Origin of the sequence: Paenibacillus sp. FSL L8-0638 (genome assembly GCF_038593075.1) — a bacterium.
GTDB classification, from domain to species: Bacteria; Bacillota; Bacilli; order Paenibacillales; family Paenibacillaceae; genus Paenibacillus; species Paenibacillus polymyxa_D.
The window spans coordinates 350,725-371,872 of record NZ_CP151960.1; the positions used below are offsets into that span (position 1 = coordinate 350,725).

A 21,148-nucleotide genomic window follows, 5' to 3' on the forward strand; every position below is an offset into this window, starting at 1 on the left:
TCACACATTGTTATTGCTCCCCATATCCTTTATTCTAAGGCTTGTGGCTTGCATTGTAGCAGTACAAATATAAATTTTGAAAGGGGGGTTATTGAGGTTTCAAAAGATTTAAATGGGGTTTAAAGTTAGGTATGCGGGGAAAAATTGCTTTTTCGTGATTAGGTGTAACTTTATTAGTTACATAAAAAGGAATTGTATTCATATTCTATTTTACAGGTTGAGAGGGGCTTACATTCATGAAAAAACATACGGTTACTGCTGCACTCGCTGGTTTGCTTGTTCTGTCTTCTGCTGTACCGGTTTTAGCGGCCGAGGTAAAACCTGCTACGGGTATTCAGGTTTGGGTAGATGGCAAGAAGGAGGCTTACAAAATTGCACCTATCGTGAGAAATAAGCAGGTCTTAATTCCCCTGAGACAATTGGCCTCCAGTTTGGGAATTCCGTTGGATGCCAAGCATATTACATTCAATACGGCGCGACAAAGCACGACCATCCGATATGATCAGGCGACGGTTGTACTGGTGTCTGGCAGTCCGGAAGCGCAAATCAACGGGATTAAAGTGCCACTGTCCACCTCGACCATCTTGACCAAGCAAGGGGTAACCTATGTACCGGTTGATGTCGTCAAAGAAGCGTGGGGCAAGCAAGTGATTTGGGACCCGGCCAGCCAGACCTTGCAAATCGGGGTGAGCAATAAGGATAAGGTTGTAGAGATTCTGAAGAGCTTTGAAACGGGCGATACGAAAGCAGCTGAAGCTTGGATCAGCAAGGATCAGTACATTCAGCATAATCCGAGCTTTGCTAGCGGGAGAGATGCCTTTTTGCAAGGGATTAGCCAATCAAAGGGAACCAATGTGCTTGTTGAAATCCAGCGGGTTATTCAGGATGGCAATGATGTAGCAGTACATTATAAAAAGTCCATCGCAGGGAAAACAAGCATTGCTTTTGATATTTTCCGCTTCGATAGCAATGGTAAAATTGTTGAGCATTGGGACAACGTGCAGGACTCGGCTCCAGCCAATCCAAGCGGACACACCATGATTGATGGAGCAATACAAATCGCGGATCTCAACCAAACTGAGACCAACAAAGCGTTAATCCGCAAGTTTGTGGATGATGTCCTGGTTGGCAAAAATCGTGCTGCATTGGAAAGTTATTATAATGGTGATCAGTACATTCAGCATAACCCTCTTTTTGGTGACGGTGTATCCAATTTGAAGCAAGCATTTTCCGCAGCGGGAAGCCAAGGAGCTTCCTTTGGATATGATCAGGTTCACATGGTCATTGGAGAAGGCAACTTCGTGCTGGTTGTGAGTGAGTTGACCTCGCCTAAGGGAACTTCAGCCGCTGTCTATGATCTGTTCCGGGTAGAGAACGGCAAGGTAGCGGAACATTGGGACGTAGTTCAGGAGGTTCCAGCTAAAACAGAGTGGAAAAATACAAACGGCAAGTTTTAAAAAAGTGCGTTTGGAGTAAGGCCTGATTGGCATGCTTTCCTAATCGTCCTCTTCCTGTTAAAATGATGCAAACTTATAACAGGAGGTTGGACGATGGAAGGCTTGAAGCAACGTGTGGGCTGCCTGCATGCACATCACTCGAACATAGCCTATGTGGAACGAGCTTTGGCTTCTTATGAGGTGGAGCTGATACATTTTGTGGACCCTGGGCTTATGCGCCGGATCTCGTCAGACCCGCATTTTTCTGCGGACGATGCCAGTCGCAAGGTAGAAGAGCAACTGAGATGGATTGCTCAAAGCGACATAGACGTTATTTTGATAACGTGCACGAATTATATTGTTTTGGCAGAAAAGGCTCAATTGCCCCTGTCTACACCAGTAATTGCGCTGGATGAGCCCTTTTTTCATGAGATATGCGATGATTTGCTGCCACGGACCTTGGTATTCACGAATCCGGCTACTGTAGAGGGAACGATGAAGCGTCTTTATCATACGGCTGCTCTGTTAGGCAAACCGGATATCTCTCCTTTGATAGAGGTCAAGGTGGTGGAGGACGCTTTTGAATTGATTATGCAGGGACGTGAAGACGAGTATAAGGAACTGCTGGTTCGTTCGCTGTATGAGCTAAGGGAGGCTGATCCAAGCAGAGGGCTGGCTGTAGCACAGTTGTCTATGGTTGATGCTGCGTTACAAGTGGAGCTGGAGACGGGGCAAACGGTTGGTAATCCCTTACGGTCGTTGTCGAATTCAATTGAGGATTTGTTAGGTTAAAAAGTATAACCAAAAGAACTTCCAACCCGTGTACTGGGACTGTGGAAGTTCTTTTTTTGGAGGTCGGCGAGCAGGTTACTTCTGCGTTGCTCATCACAGATTCTGTTGATCTTGGGTGATGAATGCTGCGCCTGCTGATTCTCTTTGGACAAGCGTAACGTATAAACGTTCATGCTCCACGTCTTCCCCGGCAATGATTTTGAGAACTTGTTCGGCAGCTACAGCGCCCCATTTACGTTTGGAGTAGTCAATCGTTGTCAGACGGGGCTGAATATATTGCGCCAGCTCGATATTATCAAAGCCGACGATATGAATATCCTTGCCAATCGTCAGCTCTGACTGAGCCATTCGATTGTAAAAGCCCACTGCCATTTCATCATTGAGGCAAAATACGGCTACAGGTTCCAAACCCGGGCCAACTTGTTGCTGCAAAATGATTTCAGCCGCCTGTTCGCCGCCCGATTTCTCAAAATCGCCGTAAATTTCAATCATTTCAGCGACGCCGCTACGCTCAATGGTCTGCTTGACCGCCTGCATTCGTTGCCATGAATCGTAAGAACCTTCTGGTCCGGTAACCACATATAGCCTACGGTGCCCCAATTCCAATAGATGTTCTATGGCGAGAGCGGCGCCTGCTTTGTTATCCAGCAGCACCTGGTTAATGTTAGGATGATTCAGTTCACGGTCCAACACGACAACTTTATGTCCTCGCTCGGCGTAGTTCAGTAGCTCCTGACTTTCAAACGTCTGATCCAGCACAATGGCGCCGTCAATCATGCGTTCCGGCAGCATTCGGTGAGACTGCTTACCGCTACATACGATGAGATCATAACCCTTGCGGTTCAAAATTTCCTTGATGCCGTACAGTAAATCTCCATAAACGTCTCCACGAAAATCAGTTAGGAAAACGCCAATAATTTTGGTCTGCCTTTTCTTGAGATTACGTGCGGCGGCATTGGGCACATAGTTAAGCTCTTTGGCAATGGCTAAAATACGTGCGCAAGTTTCTTCTGTTACCTTATCGCTACCATTCAAGGCATATGAAACGGTAGATATGGAAACGCCCGCCTGCTTGGCGATATCTTTAATGCTGACCACATCGTCACCTCCTTGTCGTCCGTCTTATCATTGCTATTGTATATTCATTATTAACCACATATCTATTCCAAATGTCGTAGTCCTACACATAAGCAGCAAAGGGCGATCCCGCAAGATCGCCATCCCTTTGTTGCCTATACCAGATTTAGCATTAAAAATGCTTTATAAAATAATTTCCAGACGGTGTACACCGTCATGTTCTGCTAAGGCTTGCTCGAAAATCTCGCGTTTGATGCGCAAGGCACCGGAGCGGTAGCGATTATCATCGGCTGGCACGCTTTCCAGTGGTGTTCCGTTCAATACTGTACGGCCTTGCTCACCGCCAGTATGCTCTTGCAGCATGCGGTAGACGAAGGTGATCGGTTTCCCTGCAAAGGAAAACTTAAATTCCAATCCGTCGAGATGATCCGGCAGCACAGGGTCCAGGATCAGGTCTTCGCCTGACTGACGAACACCAAGGACATTCGATATCAGCTGATTCATATAGATTCCCGGACCGCTGGAATAGATTCTCCAACCGCCTTTGACGGGTACGGCTCCTTCACGCAGTTCACCAAACCGTTCCTGTGCTTCATAGCGGGTATTAAATTTACCGTCCGAGCTACTGAAATAGGCGTTGCTTTGGCGCCATTCGGCATTCGGTACGGACGCACGGATGCCGACCGGATTGATGAGCTTCAAGCTATGCCAAGCGTCATCCTTGCGTCCCAACTTGGCCATCGCTTCCGCAAAGCGGATATGGGCATGCACATATTGCAGTCCGACCTCACGTCCAAAGTTGGCCGCTTGCTCTGCGCGCTTGAAGTGCGAGCTCACACCGCCATCATACTGTGCAGGACGGTTCATCAGACGCACACCATCCGGGCAGAGGAACTGCTCACGGATGAGTTGCTCATGAGCCAATGCTTGCTCAGGCGTGAGCAGCTGGCTGATCATGCTGCGTGTCATCGGCAGCAAGCGGTAATGGATTCCCGTCTCAGTGTCAGACGGATGGAGCATCAGCTTAGGTTGACCGGGCTCTTCCATATACACGAAGCCCGGAATAATTCCGCTCTCCAGCATGTAGCGGTTAAAGTCTTTACGGATGCCATTGGCCATCTGATGTAGATCTTGTGCAATCTTGTCGGCTTCGCTTACTACACCCGCGGGGGCCTGCTCCAAAGCTGCAGCAAAGTTACTAATAACTTGGTAGGTGAGTGCAACCGTCCAGCTGCTCGCCATGTATTGCTTCAGCTGTGCATTGGCTGGCTGGAGGGTATCGTCCCAATCGCCGTCGCCATAGGCCGACAAATACGTATCATGCAGGAAATTATCTCGAATGTATTCGATTTCCTTCAGGGCATGTTCCATGAGAGTCGCGGTCTGCTTGGTATAATCGAAAGTATGTCGATGGGTGTAAGGTACATTTTCTTCCAGAATACTGTAATCACGGGTAGCGGTCAAATAATCGCCCAGTACCTTGAGCGGCCAGACGATAATATCCCCATGGCTTTCTTCTTGCTGCACGTGAGTATAGTTGTCAAACATAAACCATTGCGGCCAGTTTCCGCTGTCCTCGTACTGATGGCTGAAAACAGTCAGCAGAATGGAACGAACCTCATCGAACTTTTGCACAGCTGAGAAATATTCCACAGGCCCCTGACACACATCGCGTGTTCCCCAGGCTGCACCGCCGTATTGCTCCAGACCGTGAGGTACAGAATAGTGAACGAGCATATTATGGGTGTACCACCAAGCCACTGCGTTCACACGGAACAGCTCGCTTGTTTCATGTTGACCCAGCGATAGATGGAAACCGTTCATAAGCTCGGCAAAATATGCCCGATAGTGCTCGCGTACATCTTCAAAGGAAGCGTGACGCTCTTTGTGCGCTGATTCTTGCCCGGCTGTAAGTCCATTCAGCCAACCCTGCACGGTGCAGGTCCATTCGCTGCTGTCACCCAGCTCTAGCACAACCAGAGATGCATCAGGGGAAGCATTACCCTGTAGCAGTGCGTGAGCGTCGCTCACATGCTGTAATGGAGCGTCTTCTATGTGCATTCGGTACAGCAGGTCGGGATAGGCTTCGGCACTCAGGGAAGCAGAGTCTGCCCGGAAGAGTAGGGCGTCGCCTTCACGTTCCATATGAAACGGAAGCTCATATTCGTTCACATGCATAGACATTTGCTGAGTGATGAGGAACGGATAGGTTTTGCCACTTGCCGCACGCATGTGAAGCCGTACTTCTGGGCTATCGGCATTCGTATAGTTTGTAATAATGAATGTATCGTCAGCCGTTTTGTAGTACCAGCGCACATAATTAAAGCCAATCTCGAACAGGGAAGGCATCGTGAGCAGGCGGTATTTCCCTTGGATTCCGACATAAATGCGCTGACCGGATGTCTTGGGAATATTGAGCGCATTACGCGCGTTGGTAATCATTTTGTTGAAATTCGTATTGCCGATTACGAGCTGGGAATTGAACACCCCGTACATATAGGAGGTGGTTGTAATGGTTTCTTCCTTACCTCCTGAGTAATGCCCGCCCATTAAAATGTGCCCGTGGGGACGCTCTACACGAAGCTCTTTGGATTTGAGTACAACATGCTCATAGCTGTCCGTGAAAAAGGAAAGGAGTTTATTGCCATCCCGTTCTTCTTCCTGCCGTTTGGGGAAAAGTTGATTCACTTCGGCATCGGTGAAGTCCAGCGTACGCAGCGGCTCACCGATGGTTTGAGCTGGAGCCACACGCCCTGCCTGAAGATCACTTGCCGCGTGTGTCGGTATGCTGGTCTCAGAGGTGTCTGCTAGAACGGAAGTTACTTCGTCGCGTGCCTTTGTCACCAGTTCCTGATACTCCAGCTTTGTCACTGCGGCTGGATGATTGGGCTGGAACAGACCGTAAAAAGTAAAGCGAGCTTCCCCGGCAAGTTCCACTCGCTCGGACTGCAATGCGGTATAGGCGAATTCGTATTGGTATACTTCATTGGCGAGCGAGTCGCGACGGAGTGCTTCCGGCTCATTCGTTTCCTTGTACGATAGTCCAAAGAACTGAAAACCGTCAGTCGAGTAACCAACAGTGCGGGTTAACGAGCCTTGTTGAATGTATGGGAATGTCTGACTTTGAGGCTGGTTTTGACGTGAGCAAACGGTATAGCCTCTTTGTTCATTATGGTAGACGGTGTGGTCAATATATTGAGACAAATAAGCTTCATTACTGCGTACAGCAGCGGTATCGGCAATGCCGATATCCTGACCGTACACGACATCTGCTTCCACGTCATCGCCCTGTAGGGTTACATCCCAGAACCATACTCCCAGGCGGCTTAGCGTGAAGGTCACCTGATAGCCTACACCAGCGGTGAAACCTTCCCAAATAATCTGCTGATCTGTTTGTCGAATTACTCCCGGTGAGCGAACTCCAAGCAGGGGAGTGATAATTACACCGGATGGACGGTACAATCTCAAGTACAGATTGTTCAGGGAACCATCGACTGAATTGGTCAAAAGCTGGTTGATCATCGTTGAGCCATGGGCGATCTTATACACATCACCGCTGCTCAAGAAGGTAAAAGACAGGTCGCCGGCCCGCAGCAAAATATTTTGATCCAGACTTGTATTCATCAAAGGGAACGCCTCACTTTCTTGTTTATTTCACTAACCGAAAACGGCTTTCGCTGGTATCTCGGCTGTTAGGTCCTGTAAAGACGGCAAATTCACCGCTGTCACTGCTGAAGCTCAAATCTGCATGATGATAGCGCAGCTGAGGCTCGGTCAATGCAAATTCCACTTCCCGGCTTTCGCCTGGGGCAAGAAGGACTTTGCAGAAATCTTTCAGTTCTTTCATTGGACGAACTGTATCACCGCTGATATCACGAACATAGAACTGGACGGTTTCTTCGACTGGACGTGTTCCTGTGTTCGTTACCTGCACTTTCACGGTCAGTTCCTGACCAGGTATAAGGGTATCGCCGGAAAGCTGTACGCTATCATAAGCGACATCGGTATAACTCAGTCCATAGCCAAACGGGAATAAAGGTTCGTTCGGTACGTCTAGATATTGAGACACATAACGTTCTTTTGTATTCGGATCTAACTGCGGGCGTCCCGTATTAAAATGATTGTAGTACACGGGCACCTGTCCGACCGATTGCGGGAATGACATGGTCAGGCGACCCGTAGGTTCGGCATCACCGTACAACAAATCGGCAATCGCCGCGCCGCCTTCGCCACCAGGGAACCAGGCTTCCAGTACAGCGTCTGCTTTTTCAATAACACCGTGCAGATCCAACGGACGACCATTAAATAATACGGCTACCATAGGCTTGTTCAGCGTCTTCAGGCGCTTCACCAGTTCCAACTGGGCTTGTGGCAGGCGAATATTGGAACGGCTGCCTGCTTCACCACTCATATCCGAGCGCTCTCCAAGCGCCAACACGATAACCTCTGCTTGGCTGGCAACTTGCAGAGCTTCTGCATATTGCTCCTCAGTTATATCGTCGATAGAGCAACCTGCCGCAACCGTGAGCAACGAGGAGGATATTTTCGATTGGAACCCGTCAACAACGCGAATAGCTTCCTCCTGCGAGCCACTCCACGACCAAGACCCTAGGATATCACCGCTCTCTGCAAAAGGCCCGATCAACGCAATATGTTGATTGCGATTCAATGGAAGAACGGAATCATTTTTGAGCAACACGCAAGATTTAATAGCTAATTCTTTGGCAACCGTACGGTGAGCTTCACAGAACACAACTTCACGTTCACGCTCAGGGTCTGCGCCGCGTAGCGGATTTTCGAACAAGCCCAGCTTTTGCTTGAGCTTCAATATACGCATTACTGCTTCATCAATGAGTGTTTCATCCAGCTGTCCACTGCGAACCAGCTCAGGCAGATGCCCGTTATAGCAAGAGGTCATCATTTCAATATCTACGCCAGCCAGCAGTGCTTTCTTCGCTGCCTCGCGCTCATCCTCGGCGATGCCGTGAGGGATAAGCTCCTTGATGGCGGCCCAATCCGAGATGAGTACACCATCAAAGCCCCATTCATCACGAAGCAAATCACGCATCAGGCGCTTATTGCCCGTTGCGGCTACGCCTTCTACGGTATTGAAGGACGTCATCACCATTTCGCAGCCTTCATCTAAGGCAGCTTTATAGGAGGGAAGATAATACTCTCGCAGCTGCCATGCGGATACATCTACAGTGTTGTAATCCCGTCCGCCTTCGCCAGCTCCATATGCGGCAAAATGCTTCACGCATGCGGCCACCCGGTCGGTATCGTTCGTCAGATCTTTACCCTGAAATCCGCGCACAAACGCACGGGCAAATTGACTGTTGAGATGAGGGTCTTCCCCAGTAGATTCCATCACACGGCCCCAGCGCGGGTCACGCACCAGATCGACCATAGGGGCGAATGTGACGTGAACACCGGATACAGCCGCCTCGCGGGCAGCAATGGTAGCGCTCTCTTCTGCCAGCTGCATATCCCATGAGCAACCAATAGCCAGCGGTATAGGGAAAATCGTTTTGAAGCCATGTACAATATCTGCCATAATTAAAAGCGGAATACCCAGACGGTTTTTACTCAAATGAGCCTGCTGAACACGAATTGCTTCCTTGGCCCCCGCGATGCCAAGCACGGAACCGACGTTATGGACATTTTTTTCTGTGATGCCAAGAGAAGCCATAGGGCCGGTAATTTGACTATCTGTTCCCGCTTCTTCAAAGAAGGCACCTACAAGCTGTAGCAGTTGATCAACTTTTTCTTCAAGCGTCATGCTTTCTAAATAGGAATTCAGGTGTTGTTCCATCATAATCCTCCATAAGCTGTATTGTTGGTGGACAGCTCTCTTTTTCAGATTCATGAGATTTTTTGGATAAAGATGATTCAAAAAAGTGCTGAACAGGCTAATAGCTAGTATAGAAGCATAATGTTCTGTCGTATTATTAATCGAAACGTTTCTATTATTGAACTCAGTTGGATTATATACGCTTTCAAATACAGAGTCAAATCCAATTCAGGGCGTTTCTATAGGTTAAATAACGTAATAAAGATGATATTCATGAAAAAAAGTCGGTATTCTGAGCAAATAAAAAATAATATTTCTATTGAATACGGTTTCAATTTGTTCTATAATGACTATCGAAACGTTTCTATTGAGGGGTATGGTCCTTGTGCTTTGAACATAAGTGTTATAGCGGTATGCTTTAATCGCTAGGTATTTACATGCATCAGGATTTTACAAAATTCGATTCTTGTCGTTTCAAAGTGCAATATATGGACGAACTAAACCATTTCGTTCTATATAATGTTCATTGGAAGTTGCTTATTGAATTTTTGCAAAGTCCTCGTATTTGAATCCGTTATCATATTGCATGATCGGTAAACCGGTCATCTCGGGAGGAATTCGTATGATGAAAAGAACGTTAGGGATCATTTTGGCAAGTACCTTATTACTGGGGGGCGCGCTGGTGGGCTGCTCGTCCAAGGATGATTCGTCTGGCAAAGATGCGAATGGCAAGACGACCATCACCTTATGGGGTATGGGAGCGGAAGGAAAGCTGTTGCCTGAAATTGTGAAAGGTTTTGAAAAGGAAAATCCGGATATTCATGTTGAGGTACAGGCGTTGCCTTGGGATAACGCTCACGATAAGCTGCTGACAGCAGTTGCTTCAAAATCCGGTCCGGACGTGGTTCAGTTAGGTACATCATGGGTTCCAGAACTTGCGTCTGCGGGTGCATTGACGGATATTACCCCTTATATCAGCAAGTATCCTGAGCTGGAATCGAAGAATTTCTTCGAAGGTGCTGTAGGTACGACAAAATTTGAAGGAAAACCCGTCGGTGTGCCTTGGTACACTGAAACGAGAGTTTTGTTCTATCGTTCTGACCTGCTGAAACAAGTCGGATATAATGAAGCACCTAAAACGTGGGAAGAGCTTTCCGATGCTGCCCAAAAGCTGGCGGCTCGGGGCAAAGGCAAATATGGTATCTCCTTTAGTGCAAAGGAGCAGTCTATGGGCTTTATGTTTGCTCTCCAGAACGGTTCCAAACTGGTTGACGAGCAGGGCAATCCGCTGTTCAACCAACCACCGTTTGTAGATGCTGTGAAGTATGTAAATACCTTTTTCCAAAATGGCTCTAACGCAGTGGATATTGGAATTGACTCCGTTCAAGGTTTGCAAGGCGAGGGGATCGTTCCAATGTTTATCAGCGGTCCTTTCATGATTAAAGAAATCAAGAGCAAGGCACCAGAACTGGAAGGTAAGTGGAATATAGCGGAGCTTCCTGGAAAAGTAAACAACCTGTCCGTTTTGGGTGGTGCCAACCTTTCAATTATGAAATTCAGCAAGCATCCAGAGGAGTCAGCCAAATTCCTGGCTTACATGAGCAAACCAGAAACGCAGCTGAAATGGATGGATCTGTCCAGTAACTTGCCTGCGACTACTAAATCGTGGGAAGATGCCAAACTGAAGAGTGATCCGATGCTTCGGACGATTCGCAAACAGCTAGATCATTCCGCAGCATTGCCGCAACTGGCTGCATGGGAAGAGGTTTCTCAACAATTTATCAAGAGCTTCGAGCGTATTTACCGCGGTCATGCCGATGTACAGAAGGAAATGGATGACTTTAATCAGCAGGCTGCAAGTATTATGAAAAAATAATGATCCATATCCGCCATTGTCAAAGGGAGTGAAGGCATGAAAGGAAGCTCGCAGAAGCTTGCGCCATACTTGTTTATCGGTCCCTCCATCATCCTGTTGACGCTGTTTTCGCTGTTGCCGATACTACTGGCGCTCGTGATCAGCTTCACGGATATGGATCTGTCCGGACTCGTTAATTATGATAGTATTCGCTTTATAGGTCTCGAAAATTATACAAACGTACTATTGGACCCTTCCTTTATAAAGTCCCTTGGTAATACCCTGTTCTTCGTCATCATCGGTGTTCCGTTGGTGCTGATATTTTCGCTTAGCATCGCGATTCTGATTAACATGGGTAAATCACGTGCTTTCAAAGTATTCCGCGTCGTGTTCTATCTACCGTCCGTAACGAATGTAGTTGCGGTCGCGGTCGTTTGGAGCTACTTGTATAATCCGACGCTTGGATTATTCAACTATGTACTTGGTTTGATGAATTTAGGTCCCGTCCCATGGTTGACCGATCCAACAGTTGCGAAAGTTTCGTTAATTGTGTTAGCAGTTTGGCGGGGCATCGGCTTAAACATGATTATCTTTATTGCGGCTATTAAAGGGATTCCGGGTTCTTATTATGAAGCGGCTCAGCTTGACGGTGCCAATACATGGCAGCAAATTCGTTATATTACGCTTCCGCAGCTTCGTTACGCTATTTTCTTCGTGTCCATCACGACGATGATCGGCTGGCTGCAATTTTTCGAGGAACCGTTTGTCATGACCAAAGGGAAACCGCTCGATGGCACACTGACGGCATCCCTGTTCATTTACAATAACGGCTTCCAATTTAGTAAATTCGGGTATGCCGCGGCGGGATCGTTCATTCTGTTCTTCGCAATCATTGCGGTGACGCTGATTCAGTTCCGTTTGCAAAATAAAGCGGAGTCCTGATAGAGAGAGGTGATGAACGTGAAAACAGCTGTTCAGCAAGCCCGCGCCAATACGCGCAGTGGTGAAAAAACATTTCAATGGTTCGTGGCGACTCTCCTAACCGTGGGAGGTCTGTTGATGGTGCTGCCTTTTGCGTGGATGATTTTATCCTCCTTTAAGACTGAGGGCGAGGTAACCCAAATTCCCCCGACCATCTGGCCGCAGCATTTTACACTGGATAATTTTAAATTACTATTCGATAGCATGGCTTTTGGAACCTATCTGACGAATACGCTGATCATTGTTTTAGCTTCCTTCTTCGGATTATTCCTGAATGCCATGGCGGGTTATGGCTTTGCCAAATTTCAATTTAAAGGCAAAGGGTTTCTGTTCTATCTGGTACTGGCAACGATGATGATTCCAGGTCAAGTGACAATGATTCCCGTCTATTTGATTCTGAACCAGATGGGATTGACCAATTCCATGCTAGGGATTGTCCTGCCTGGACTGGTAGGCGCGTTCGCGATCTTCCTGTTCCGGCAGTTCATGTCCGATATCCCGGAAGAACTGCTGGAGGCGACACGTCTGGATGGAGCAGGGGAGTTCCGCACTTTTTTACAAATTGTGCTGCCCATTTCGACGCCAATTATCGCAGTACAGGCCATCCTGACCTTCATCGGCGGATGGAACAGCTTCTTGTGGCCACTCATTATTGCGAACGATGAGAAGCTGTACACCTTGTCCGTCGGACTGTCACTGCTTAAGGGACAGAACGAAAGCCAATTTGCCCTGCAAATGGCAGGTTCGACCTTCATGGTCGTTCCGATCATGATTATCTTCATTGTTTTCCAAAAGTATATTATTGAGAACTATACGATTTCGGGGATTAAGTAATCGTGTAATGACGAACTATAGACTGAACATAGTAACGGCGTAGTTTCTTGGTTTTAAACCAAAGAGATTACGCCGTTTTGTTGTGTTAGATAAAATTGTTTTGAAGAACGTATAGCATCTTGCTTAATGGAAGTAGGGCTTATTTGTCCTATAATCAAAAGTTTCGTTATATATCTTCTGTAGTGAATATATCCAACCCCTATATTATCAGCTGTCGAAATCTCATTGGCCTTTAGACAGTTGTCTACAAAAGTAAGATAATTTGCTTATATATGACAGCTTATTCGAAACGATAACGTACTGCTTAGCAGTGGAGCAAGAAAGAATAAAGATTTGTGAAAATAATGAAAAAACATACAGAATAAACCGATATATTTCTAGAATCACTTATCAGAAAAGAATTGGAGGTTTTAGGATGAATGTATCATTTACATCATCTCAGCAATCGCCGTTCCGCATCGCAGATAACAACCCACTTGAATCACGGCATCCCCTTTCCAGTCAGACTGAAAGGAAGAGTATAGGTAAACCGCAAAACAAGGTTATTCAACAATTGACAGAGCAAAAGCAAAATTTGATGGAGAGGCGTTCGGACTATATAAGTAATGCTCTAAAACGTGGCCTCGGTCCGGAGGCTGTAAAAGCTGAAATGGAAAAGATAGATATGCAGATTCAACAAATTGACGAGAACATTCAGAAACAGTTAATGGAAGAACAAAAAAAAGCTTTTAGCATGGATGAGGAAAGTAAAAGAGAAGCTCAGGAAGGTAAAAAGGAACAATATACGCACAAGACTGCAGAGGAGCAAAAGCAAAGTCTAATCACATATACGATGCATAGTATTGTGTCAGCAAACAACGAGCTAAAGAATTCAAAAATCAATAAAATGGCACAAATTACGTTGAAAAGCGAAGCTAAAGGTTGGGAAAATACTAATCCTGCAAGATCAGCTACTTTACGTGAGAAGGCAGAAGTCCTTGATGGTAAAATTATGGAGATTACCCTGAACATCAACGAGCGCATTAGTGAAGCAGTGAATAAGGAACCTACGATAACAGATCGAGATGAACCAAAGGATGAGAAGGAAGCAAGTATAGAGGTTGGTAGGAGGTGGACTGAACAAGAGCTCCATGCCTATATGGACTCAGCTAAAGACAAAGTTAAGGCTGCAGGTGTGAAGGTGAACATTGCTGTCTGATCGGGCTATTATGTGTATAGTACGGAAATTAGGAGGGTGCTTTCAGACGAACGCTATCGTTCAAAGAAGCACCTCCGTTTACTCTAATGGAAATATGAACAGCAGGACAACTATTATTATTTGGTAAAGTGGTTATTCACTCAATAAGTTTATTTATAAAACAAAAAACTTAGAAATACGTAACCAATTGATTATCGTTTATTATAAATATTAATAAATATATTAAGTATTTAATGATAATATTGACTATGATAAATAGGGTGTGTTATATTAAAACCGTAAATAAAACGGCTTCTTAATCTTGGTGGTAGAACGGATTTTATTTTCGCATTCAGAGAGGATGGTTTAGGTGGCAGCAGCTGTAAAAGCAAAGATGATTGTAGACAAATCTTTTCGTATTGCTGAAGTCGATAAACGCATTTATGGCTCTTTTGTAGAGCATCTCGGGCGTGCCGTATATGGCGGTATTTACGAGCCTACTCATTCAACTAGTGATGAAAGCGGTTTCCGTAATGATGTTAGAGAGTTGGTAAAACAGCTTGATGTTCCTATTATACGCTATCCGGGCGGTAATTTTGTATCCGGTTACAATTGGGAAGACGGTGTCGGCCCTGTCGCGTCCAGACCTAGACAGTTGGAGCTGGCGTGGAGAACGGTCGAGCCAAATGAAGTAGGCACGAATGAATTTTTCAAGTGGGCCAAGGATGTAGGTTCCGAAGTCATGATGGCGGTTAATCTGGGTACACGCGGAATTGATGCTGCGCGTAATCTGGTGGAATATTGCAACCACACAGGCGGCTCCTATTGGAGTGATCTACGTCGTAGTCACGGGGTTGAGCAACCACATAAGATTAAAACTTGGTGTCTTGGTAACGAGATGGATGGCCCATGGCAGATTGGTCACAAGACAGCAGAAGAATATGGCCGTCTGGCTGTTGAATCTGCAAAAGCTATGAAGCTGATTGATCCTGACATTGAGCTTGTATCCTGTGGAAGCTCCAGTTCCACGATGCCAACGTTCCCGGAATGGGAAGCAACCACACTGGATCATACCTATGAGGTAGCCGACTATATTTCCTTGCACCAATACTACGGCAATCATGACAATGATACGGCTAATTATCTGGCACGCTCTATGGATATGGATCATTTTATTCATACGGTCATTTCGACTTGTGACTATATCAAAGCAAAGAAACGCAGCAAGAAAAAAATGATGCTCAGTTTTGACGAATGGAACGTATGGTACCACTCCAATGATGCGGACAAAAAAATTGATCCGTGGTCTGTGGCACCACCGCAGCTTGAGGATATTTACAACTTTGAGGATGCATTGTTGGTAGGCAGCATGTTGATTACGTTCCTGCGCCACGCGGATCGTGTGAAAATGGCTTGTCTCGCCCAACTGGTCAACGTTATTGCGCCAATCATGACCGAGAATAGTGGAAAGGCGTGGAAACAAACGATCTTCTATCCGTATCTGCATGCCTCCCGTTATGGTCGTGGGATATCGCTGATGCCTGTCGTGGATTCGGAAAAATACGACTCCAAGGACTTCACAGACATCCCTTATCTGGACAGCGCTGTAGTTTATGATGAAGAGGGAGACGCGCTGACTGTCTTTGCAGTGAACCGTCATTTGTCTGAATCGCTGGAGCTGACAGTAGATGTACGCAGTTTTGAAGACTACCGCATTGTCGAGCATACTGTATTGGAGCATGATGATCTTAAAGCGACCAACAGCCCAGCTGGTGAAAAAGTTACGCCTCACAACGGCGGTAACGCCAAGCTTGATGACGGAATTGTAAAAGCTCATTTGGGCAAAGCATCGTGGAATGTTATCCGTCTCGCTAAGTCTCATTAATTCTCTTCTGTAAAAGGTACAGCTTCGACTGTATCTAAAAAAGCTCGCATTCGCTCTTGTAAGAGTATTACAAGAGCGGCAATGCGAGCTTTTTGCGTAAAATGAGCCATTTGTCCCTCCATAGATATAGGTTTCTAAGAGAAAGGTGGATTTTAAATAAATATTATATTTATTACTAAATTTAACTAGACTAAGATGATCCTTATTCACTAAGTGCTCGTACTCCGTACATTTTTATGAAGTTAATTAGACCCAGTGCCAGACTTCCCAGGTGAAAAAAGACCCTATTATATCGTTGTCAACGTATTGATATCTGAAATGCAGGGTGTGCAATCCGACTTAAATCCACGTTATACTTTAAAAGACAGTCTATTTAAAATCAGATGATGGTTGTAGCATTTCGAGAAAGGAATGATCTGTATGAGTCAGACAGACCAATATCGTTTTCAAGTGAACTTGGGCGGTATGATTGATATTTTGGCCAATCATTTATATAGCAGTCCACGAGTGTTTATACGTGAGGTTCTGCAAAATGCAACAGATGCGATCACGGCTCGCAAGGAGCTGCGGAAGGTTGCTACTGAAAGTAAAGTATTAAAAGAAGACAAGGCCCTTGAAGATACAGCTTCTGAGAGTAACGACTATGAAGGCAAAGTCATCGTAGAGTTATCTGGTTCCGGGGAGCAACAGGTATTGATGATTCAGGATAACGGCATTGGATTGTCAGAAGAAGACATTCACCGTTTTTTATCGATTATCGGTCAGTCTTCCAAGAAGGGAGCCGACTTGCTGGCTTCTGAGACTTCGTTTATCGGACGATTTGGGATTGGGTTGCTATCCTGCTTTATGGTGAGCGATGAAATTGTAGTGCTGACCCGCTCGGTGAAGGAAGGCGTCTCCATGGAATGGAGAGGGAAGCCGGATGGGACGTATACGATTCGTCGATTGGAGACCGAACTGCCTGTAGGAACGCAAATTTATTTGCGCTGCAAGCCGGGAAGTGAGTTTTATTACGAGCCAGCGCATGTAGAGGAGTCTTTATTCTATTATGGTGCGTTGCTGCCGTATCCGGTCATGCTGTCTGTAGACGGGGAGACCAAGCGCGTCAATCTTCCATCGACGAGCTGGATGCAGGACCCAGAACAATTACGGAGCCGCCGTAGTGAGGTGCTGGATTTAGGCTATCGCCTGATGGGCGAGCGCTTCAGTGATTTTATACCGTTGCGGACGGCATCGGGCAGAACAGGCGGGATTGCATTCATTTTGCCTCGTAGTGTTAATCTGAACAGCAAGCGGCTGCACCGGGTGTACTTGAAGCATATGTTGGTGTCCGATAAGGCGGAAAATGTATTGCCAGAATGGGCATTCTTCATTAAAAGCCTGATTTGGACAGATGAATTGCAACCAACGGCATCACGTGAGTATTTTTATGAAAATGAGCAGCTTGATGCGGTTCGTTCTGAATTGGGGACCTGTATTCGGGAAGAACTGCTACGCATGGCGGAATATGAACCAGACCGTTTGCAACACTGGATTCGTTTGCACGAGCTGTCCATGAAGGCGCTCGCGGTCGAGGATGATGAATTTCTGCGGATTATGCATCGCTGGTTTTCCTTCGAAAGTACATTTGGGCGGCGTGAACTGAGTGAACTGATCCGAGAGGCGGGCGGACGTCCGTTGCATTACACATCGACAGTAGATGAGTATCGTCAGATTACGCATGTGGCGGCGGCGCAATCCATGTTGGTGATCAATGGCGGCTATATTTATGATTCAGACATTTTGGAAAAGCTGCATTGGATTGACCCTAACCTGCAAACAGAGCGTCTTAGTCCTGAGGAAGTATCTCTTTCATTTACCGGGCTAACACAGGAAGAGCGCGAGAATTATTACGGTGTACTACGTGTCATGGATGCTGCTTTGCAGCCGATGCGTTGTCGCGCTGAGTTGAAGCGTTTTGAGCCTGCGAGTTTGCCAGTATTGTATACCATTTCTCAGGATGCACTGACCTTGCGCTCCATGGAAAACACGGTTGAGGAGACAACCTCACTTTTTTCCAATGTGCTTGATAGTCTGAAAGCAGGAGTCCAGCAAAATTCGGGCTATTCTACCTTATACTTTAATCTGAACAACCCGGTGGTGGCCCGGATTCTTGAAGCTACCGATACGCAGATGGTTACGGCTGCTACAGAAATGATGTATGTGAATGCACTTATGATGGGGCACTACCCGATGAACCGCAGTGAGTTGGGACTGATGAATCGGAGTGTACTGCATTTTATCAATTGGGGATTAGGGAACGGACAGAATACGTAATTGCGTAATTAAGGGAGGATTCAAATGGAAGAGACAATATATGAATTGATGGAGCAGGCGCAGGATATGCCCGGAGGGGCGGCAAAGCTGGCGATTCTGGAAGAGGCTGTTCGCTTGGCAGACACTTCCGGATTGAAGGAACTCGCTTATGAAATTCGGGGAGAGATTGTAGACTGCGCTATTTTTAACGGATACCCATTGAAGTCGCTGATTGCTTTTTCGTGGCAGTTGGGCCAATTTGATCAAAATCCAGAGGAATACGATCCAGTTGAACTGTTGTGGAATTACAAATGGATACTTGGGAAGGTGTGCAGCTTTTCCAATATATCGAAGACTCAAATAGAAGATCTGGCGGAGGATATGCGCAGACGTTATGCCGAATACGGGTATAATGAGCGTCCATATTACTATTATAAGTTCCGCATCGCGATGGACATGGGAAATCTGGAAGAAGCACGGCGATATCTGGATACCTTCCGCTTGATCGAACGGGACAGTATGAGTGATTGTGAAGCCTGCGAGCAGAGCCAGATGGTGCGGTTCTACTACTTGGCCGGAGAGGATGAGCAGGCGCTTGCCGTGGCAAAACCGATTTTGTCGGGTCGTATGAAATGTGCAGAAGTGCCGCATGTGACGCTCTCGCAGGTGCTATTGCCGCTTTATCGTCAAGGCGAGGTTGATCAGGCGAAGGAGCAGCATCGTAAAGGCTACCGCCTAGTTCGGGATGACCGTGACTTTCTGAAAACGATAGCAGAGCATATCGAATATTTGGCGATTGCTAATCCGGTTCAAGGGATCGAAGTGGTAGAGCGTCATGTACATATGGCGCTAGACTATGAGAGCGGGCTGGAGCAGATGTATTTTTACGCGACGATGGTGAGTCTGCTGCAAAAGTTGGATACTTCGGGAGAAAAACGGTTAATCCGGTTGCCGGCTTCCTTGGAATGGGGGAAAGAGGAGCGCACATTGACAGAAATCATTGCGTATTTTAGGCCACTGGCAGAGTCAGCGGCGGCTGATTTTGATCGACGGAACGGGAATACGTTTTATTCCGAGTGGATCGGGAAAATTGTTCAAACGGCATAGAAGAAATGGTAGCTGTGACGAATATTTTATACAGCCCAAACAATGAGCAGGTATAATGTTCCTGTGAAATGACAGGAGGGGTTATGCTGTGACTGTAACCGGAAAGGTGATTAATTTCGCACACCGCGGAGCTTCAGGTGTATGTCCTGAGAATACGATGGCGGCATTCCGCCACGCCTTGGAACTGGGAGCAACAGGTATAGAGACGGATGTGCAGCGTACCCAAGATGGGCATCTGGTGCTGATTCACGATGAGTCGCTGAAGCGTACGACAGGTTGCTCACTGGATGTAAGGGATATTACGCTGGAAGAATTAAATAAACTGGATGCGGGCGGCTGGTTTGGTGAGAAATTCCAAGGTGAGCGGGTCCCAATGCTGGATGAGCTACTGGAACTAGCCCAATCCTCCTCGAATACAATTATTAATTTAGAGTTGAAAAACAGCATTTATCTCTATCCGGGTATGGAGGAAGAGGTCATTGCTGCCGTGAAGCGTTTTGGATTAGAACAACAGTTAATCATATCCAGCTTTAATCACGAATCGCTGGCGCTCTGTGCGCAGCTTGCTCCTGAAATCAAGACGGGGGCGCTGTATATCGAAATTATGGTCCGCCCATCCGAGTATGCCACCCAATTCGGGGTTACCGCACTTCATGCCTACAAACAAGTTGTTACACCAGAAGCTGTATCAGAGGCTTTGGCATTAGGCGTCGTCTACCACCCATGGACGGTGAATGAGCCAGAAGAAATGAAGCGTCTGCTAGAGGCCGGGGTGAACGGCATTATCACGGACTTTCCTGATCGGTTGGCGCACTTATTGGCTGTTCGCTCTTCCTAAGTCGAAGACACATCGGAATGGTGACTAAGGTTTGCAAGGATATGTCTGTGGCTATTTAATGAAGCAAAAAAGACTCTCCTGTACGCGCTCGTTTTTACGAGGTGAGGGAGAGTCTTTTTTGCCCTAATCCGAAGAGCGCGTCATCCACGATGACCTTGATTTCTTTCTACTTGATGCCGAGCCGCATACGATAGCTGAACAGGATGTCTAGTGTTCTGCCCTGAAAATGATTCTCTACCAGCTTCACGAAGCGGGCTATATCGTCGTTAAGCGCTCGATTGCCAAGTTTGAAAAGACTTTGAATACCCCCTTGGCTGAGAGCGAGCCCTGTATAACGAGCTGCGTCACACTGCTCACGATTGTGAAAGACAATCTCCCGGGTATATCGGAATTGTCCGCTGCGCTGCAGATTAGCTAAATGCTGATCCTTGCTCCATTTATGAGCTTGTTGCTCTACTGGGGATTCCTGTTCCAAAAGGGTATCCGCTTTGGTGATAAGCTCTATATAAGCTTGCTCTATCTGCCATTGCAGCACCGGTGGCCAGTCACAGTCAAAGGCCGCGAACACGCCGCCCTGAGCCAAGACCCTGCCCGCTTCCTGAAGCGTGCTCTCGGGGTCCATCCAGTGAAAGGATTGAGAGCAGGTGATGACGTCTACAGTTCCGTCCTCAAAGGGCAGGTTGTTGGAGAACCCGATTTTGAAGGAAATGGTTTCTGCCATTGTCGTTCCTGCTGTCTCCAGCTTGTGCTGCGCTTTTCCTCTCATGTCCGAGTTAGGCTCGATACCGACGACTTGCCGAGCGGCGTTTTCCCATATGAAAGTTGAAAGTCCTGTACCGCAGCCAATATCGGCAACGAGCTCTACGTTTCGCTCCAGATAGCGGCTGACGATTTCCACGACGAGTGACGGTGCTTCCGGGCGGTGCTGATCGTAGTTGTCGGCAAAACCGCTAAAACGATCTACGTTGCTTTTCAGATTTCCCTCAGGTATCATAGGTCCTCTTCCTCCTTAGTTTCGACCGGGCGGCCGAGCAGATTCAAATGCTGCTGTACTCCTACATTGTACAGGTTTACATGTTC

Annotated in this window: 14 protein-coding genes; 10 read left to right on the top strand and 4 right to left on the bottom strand. The window is 46.8% G+C overall.

Annotated features, from left to right (window positions below):
• Nucleotides 1-236: 236 nt before the first annotated feature.
• Both MKY35_RS01515 and MKY35_RS01520 read left to right on the top strand, forming a co-directional pair.
• Nucleotides 237-1,457, top strand: a complete 1,221-nt coding sequence (locus MKY35_RS01515) for a nuclear transport factor 2 family protein (protein WP_342445392.1) — start codon at nt 237-239, stop codon at nt 1,455-1,457.
• A gap of 93 nt (nt 1,458-1,550) precedes the next feature.
• Nucleotides 1,551-2,228 carry a hypothetical protein gene (locus MKY35_RS01520; RefSeq protein ID WP_342445393.1) on the top strand — a complete coding sequence of 226 codons (678 nt, stop codon included), beginning with the start codon at nt 1,551-1,553 and terminating at the stop codon, nt 2,226-2,228.
• Nucleotides 2,229-2,321: 93 nt separating this feature from the next.
• Here MKY35_RS01520 and MKY35_RS01525 read toward each other — a convergent pair whose 3' ends face one another.
• The 3 genes from MKY35_RS01525 to MKY35_RS01535 all read right to left on the bottom strand — a co-directional run bounded on the left by MKY35_RS01525 (nt 2,322) and on the right by MKY35_RS01535 (nt 9,117).
• Entirely contained in the window at nt 2,322-3,326 is a 1,005-nt protein-coding gene (locus tag MKY35_RS01525; RefSeq protein WP_342445394.1) for a LacI family DNA-binding transcriptional regulator, read from the bottom strand.
• Between the two features lie 162 nt (nt 3,327-3,488).
• Nucleotides 3,489-6,929 carry a cellobiose phosphorylase gene (locus MKY35_RS01530; protein WP_342445395.1) on the bottom strand — a complete coding sequence of 1,147 codons (3,441 nt, stop codon included), beginning with the start codon at nt 6,927-6,929 and terminating at the stop codon, nt 3,489-3,491.
• 25 nt (nt 6,930-6,954) lie between these two features.
• Nucleotides 6,955-9,117, bottom strand: a complete 2,163-nt coding sequence (locus tag MKY35_RS01535; protein ID WP_342446579.1) for a glycoside hydrolase family 3 N-terminal domain-containing protein — start codon at nt 9,115-9,117, stop codon at nt 6,955-6,957.
• Between the two features lie 601 nt (nt 9,118-9,718).
• Between MKY35_RS01535 and MKY35_RS01540 the strand changes: the two genes are divergently transcribed.
• The 8 genes from MKY35_RS01540 (at nt 9,719) to MKY35_RS01575 (ending at nt 20,068) form a co-directional block, all read left to right on the top strand.
• The gene (locus tag MKY35_RS01540; protein WP_250242125.1) at nt 9,719-10,972 is read left to right on the top strand and encodes a sugar ABC transporter substrate-binding protein; all 1,254 of its coding nucleotides are present in this window, start codon (nt 9,719-9,721) and stop codon (nt 10,970-10,972) included.
• Nucleotides 10,973-11,008: 36 nt separating this feature from the next.
• Nucleotides 11,009-11,893, top strand: a complete 885-nt coding sequence (locus tag MKY35_RS01545; RefSeq protein WP_013308374.1) for a sugar ABC transporter permease — start codon at nt 11,009-11,011, stop codon at nt 11,891-11,893.
• 18 nt (nt 11,894-11,911) lie between these two features.
• Nucleotides 11,912-12,766 (top strand): carbohydrate ABC transporter permease, encoded by an 855-nt coding sequence (locus tag MKY35_RS01550; RefSeq protein ID WP_069010182.1) that lies wholly within the window; start codon nt 11,912-11,914, stop codon nt 12,764-12,766.
• A gap of 415 nt (nt 12,767-13,181) precedes the next feature.
• Complete coding sequence (locus tag MKY35_RS01555) at nt 13,182-13,964, top strand: muscle M-line assembly protein unc-89 Uncoordinated protein 89 (RefSeq protein WP_342445396.1); 783 nt, start codon at nt 13,182-13,184, stop codon at nt 13,962-13,964.
• A 349-nt stretch (nt 13,965-14,313) separates the two neighbouring features.
• Nucleotides 14,314-15,828, top strand: a complete 1,515-nt coding sequence (locus tag MKY35_RS01560; RefSeq protein WP_342445397.1) for an alpha-N-arabinofuranosidase — start codon at nt 14,314-14,316, stop codon at nt 15,826-15,828.
• Between the two features lie 420 nt (nt 15,829-16,248).
• Nucleotides 16,249-18,144, top strand: coding sequence for an HSP90 family protein (locus MKY35_RS01565; RefSeq protein ID WP_342445398.1), 1,896 nt, complete (start codon nt 16,249-16,251; stop codon nt 18,142-18,144).
• A 24-nt stretch (nt 18,145-18,168) separates the two neighbouring features.
• Complete coding sequence (locus MKY35_RS01570; protein WP_342445399.1) at nt 18,169-19,230, top strand: hypothetical protein; 1,062 nt, start codon at nt 18,169-18,171, stop codon at nt 19,228-19,230.
• Between the two features lie 88 nt (nt 19,231-19,318).
• Nucleotides 19,319-20,068, top strand: a complete 750-nt coding sequence (locus tag MKY35_RS01575) for a glycerophosphodiester phosphodiesterase (protein ID WP_342445400.1) — start codon at nt 19,319-19,321, stop codon at nt 20,066-20,068.
• 166 nt (nt 20,069-20,234) lie between these two features.
• Here MKY35_RS01575 and MKY35_RS01580 read toward each other — a convergent pair whose 3' ends face one another.
• A complete protein-coding gene (locus tag MKY35_RS01580; RefSeq protein WP_342445401.1) occupies nt 20,235-21,062 on the bottom strand; it encodes a class I SAM-dependent methyltransferase in 828 nt (275 codons plus the stop codon).
• Nucleotides 21,063-21,148 lie beyond the last annotated feature (86 nt).

Coding starts and splice junctions, on each gene's coding strand:
- MKY35_RS01555 (WP_342445396.1), top strand. CDS start 13,182: ATGAATGTATCATTTACATCATCTCAGCAATCGCCGTTCCGCATCGCA.
- MKY35_RS01540 (WP_250242125.1), top strand. CDS start 9,719: ATGATGAAAAGAACGTTAGGGATCATTTTGGCAAGTACCTTATTACTG.
- MKY35_RS01570 (WP_342445399.1), top strand. CDS start 18,169: ATGGAAGAGACAATATATGAATTGATGGAGCAGGCGCAGGATATGCCC.
- MKY35_RS01545 (WP_013308374.1), top strand. CDS start 11,009: ATGAAAGGAAGCTCGCAGAAGCTTGCGCCATACTTGTTTATCGGTCCC.
- MKY35_RS01515 (WP_342445392.1), top strand. CDS start 237: ATGAAAAAACATACGGTTACTGCTGCACTCGCTGGTTTGCTTGTTCTG.
- MKY35_RS01580 (WP_342445401.1), bottom strand. CDS start 21,062: ATGATACCTGAGGGAAATCTGAAAAGCAACGTAGATCGTTTTAGCGGT.
- MKY35_RS01535 (WP_342446579.1), bottom strand. CDS start 9,117: ATGGAACAACACCTGAATTCCTATTTAGAAAGCATGACGCTTGAAGAA.
- MKY35_RS01520 (WP_342445393.1), top strand. CDS start 1,551: ATGGAAGGCTTGAAGCAACGTGTGGGCTGCCTGCATGCACATCACTCG.
- MKY35_RS01530 (WP_342445395.1), bottom strand. CDS start 6,929: ATGAATACAAGTCTGGATCAAAATATTTTGCTGCGGGCCGGCGACCTG.
- MKY35_RS01565 (WP_342445398.1), top strand. CDS start 16,249: ATGAGTCAGACAGACCAATATCGTTTTCAAGTGAACTTGGGCGGTATG.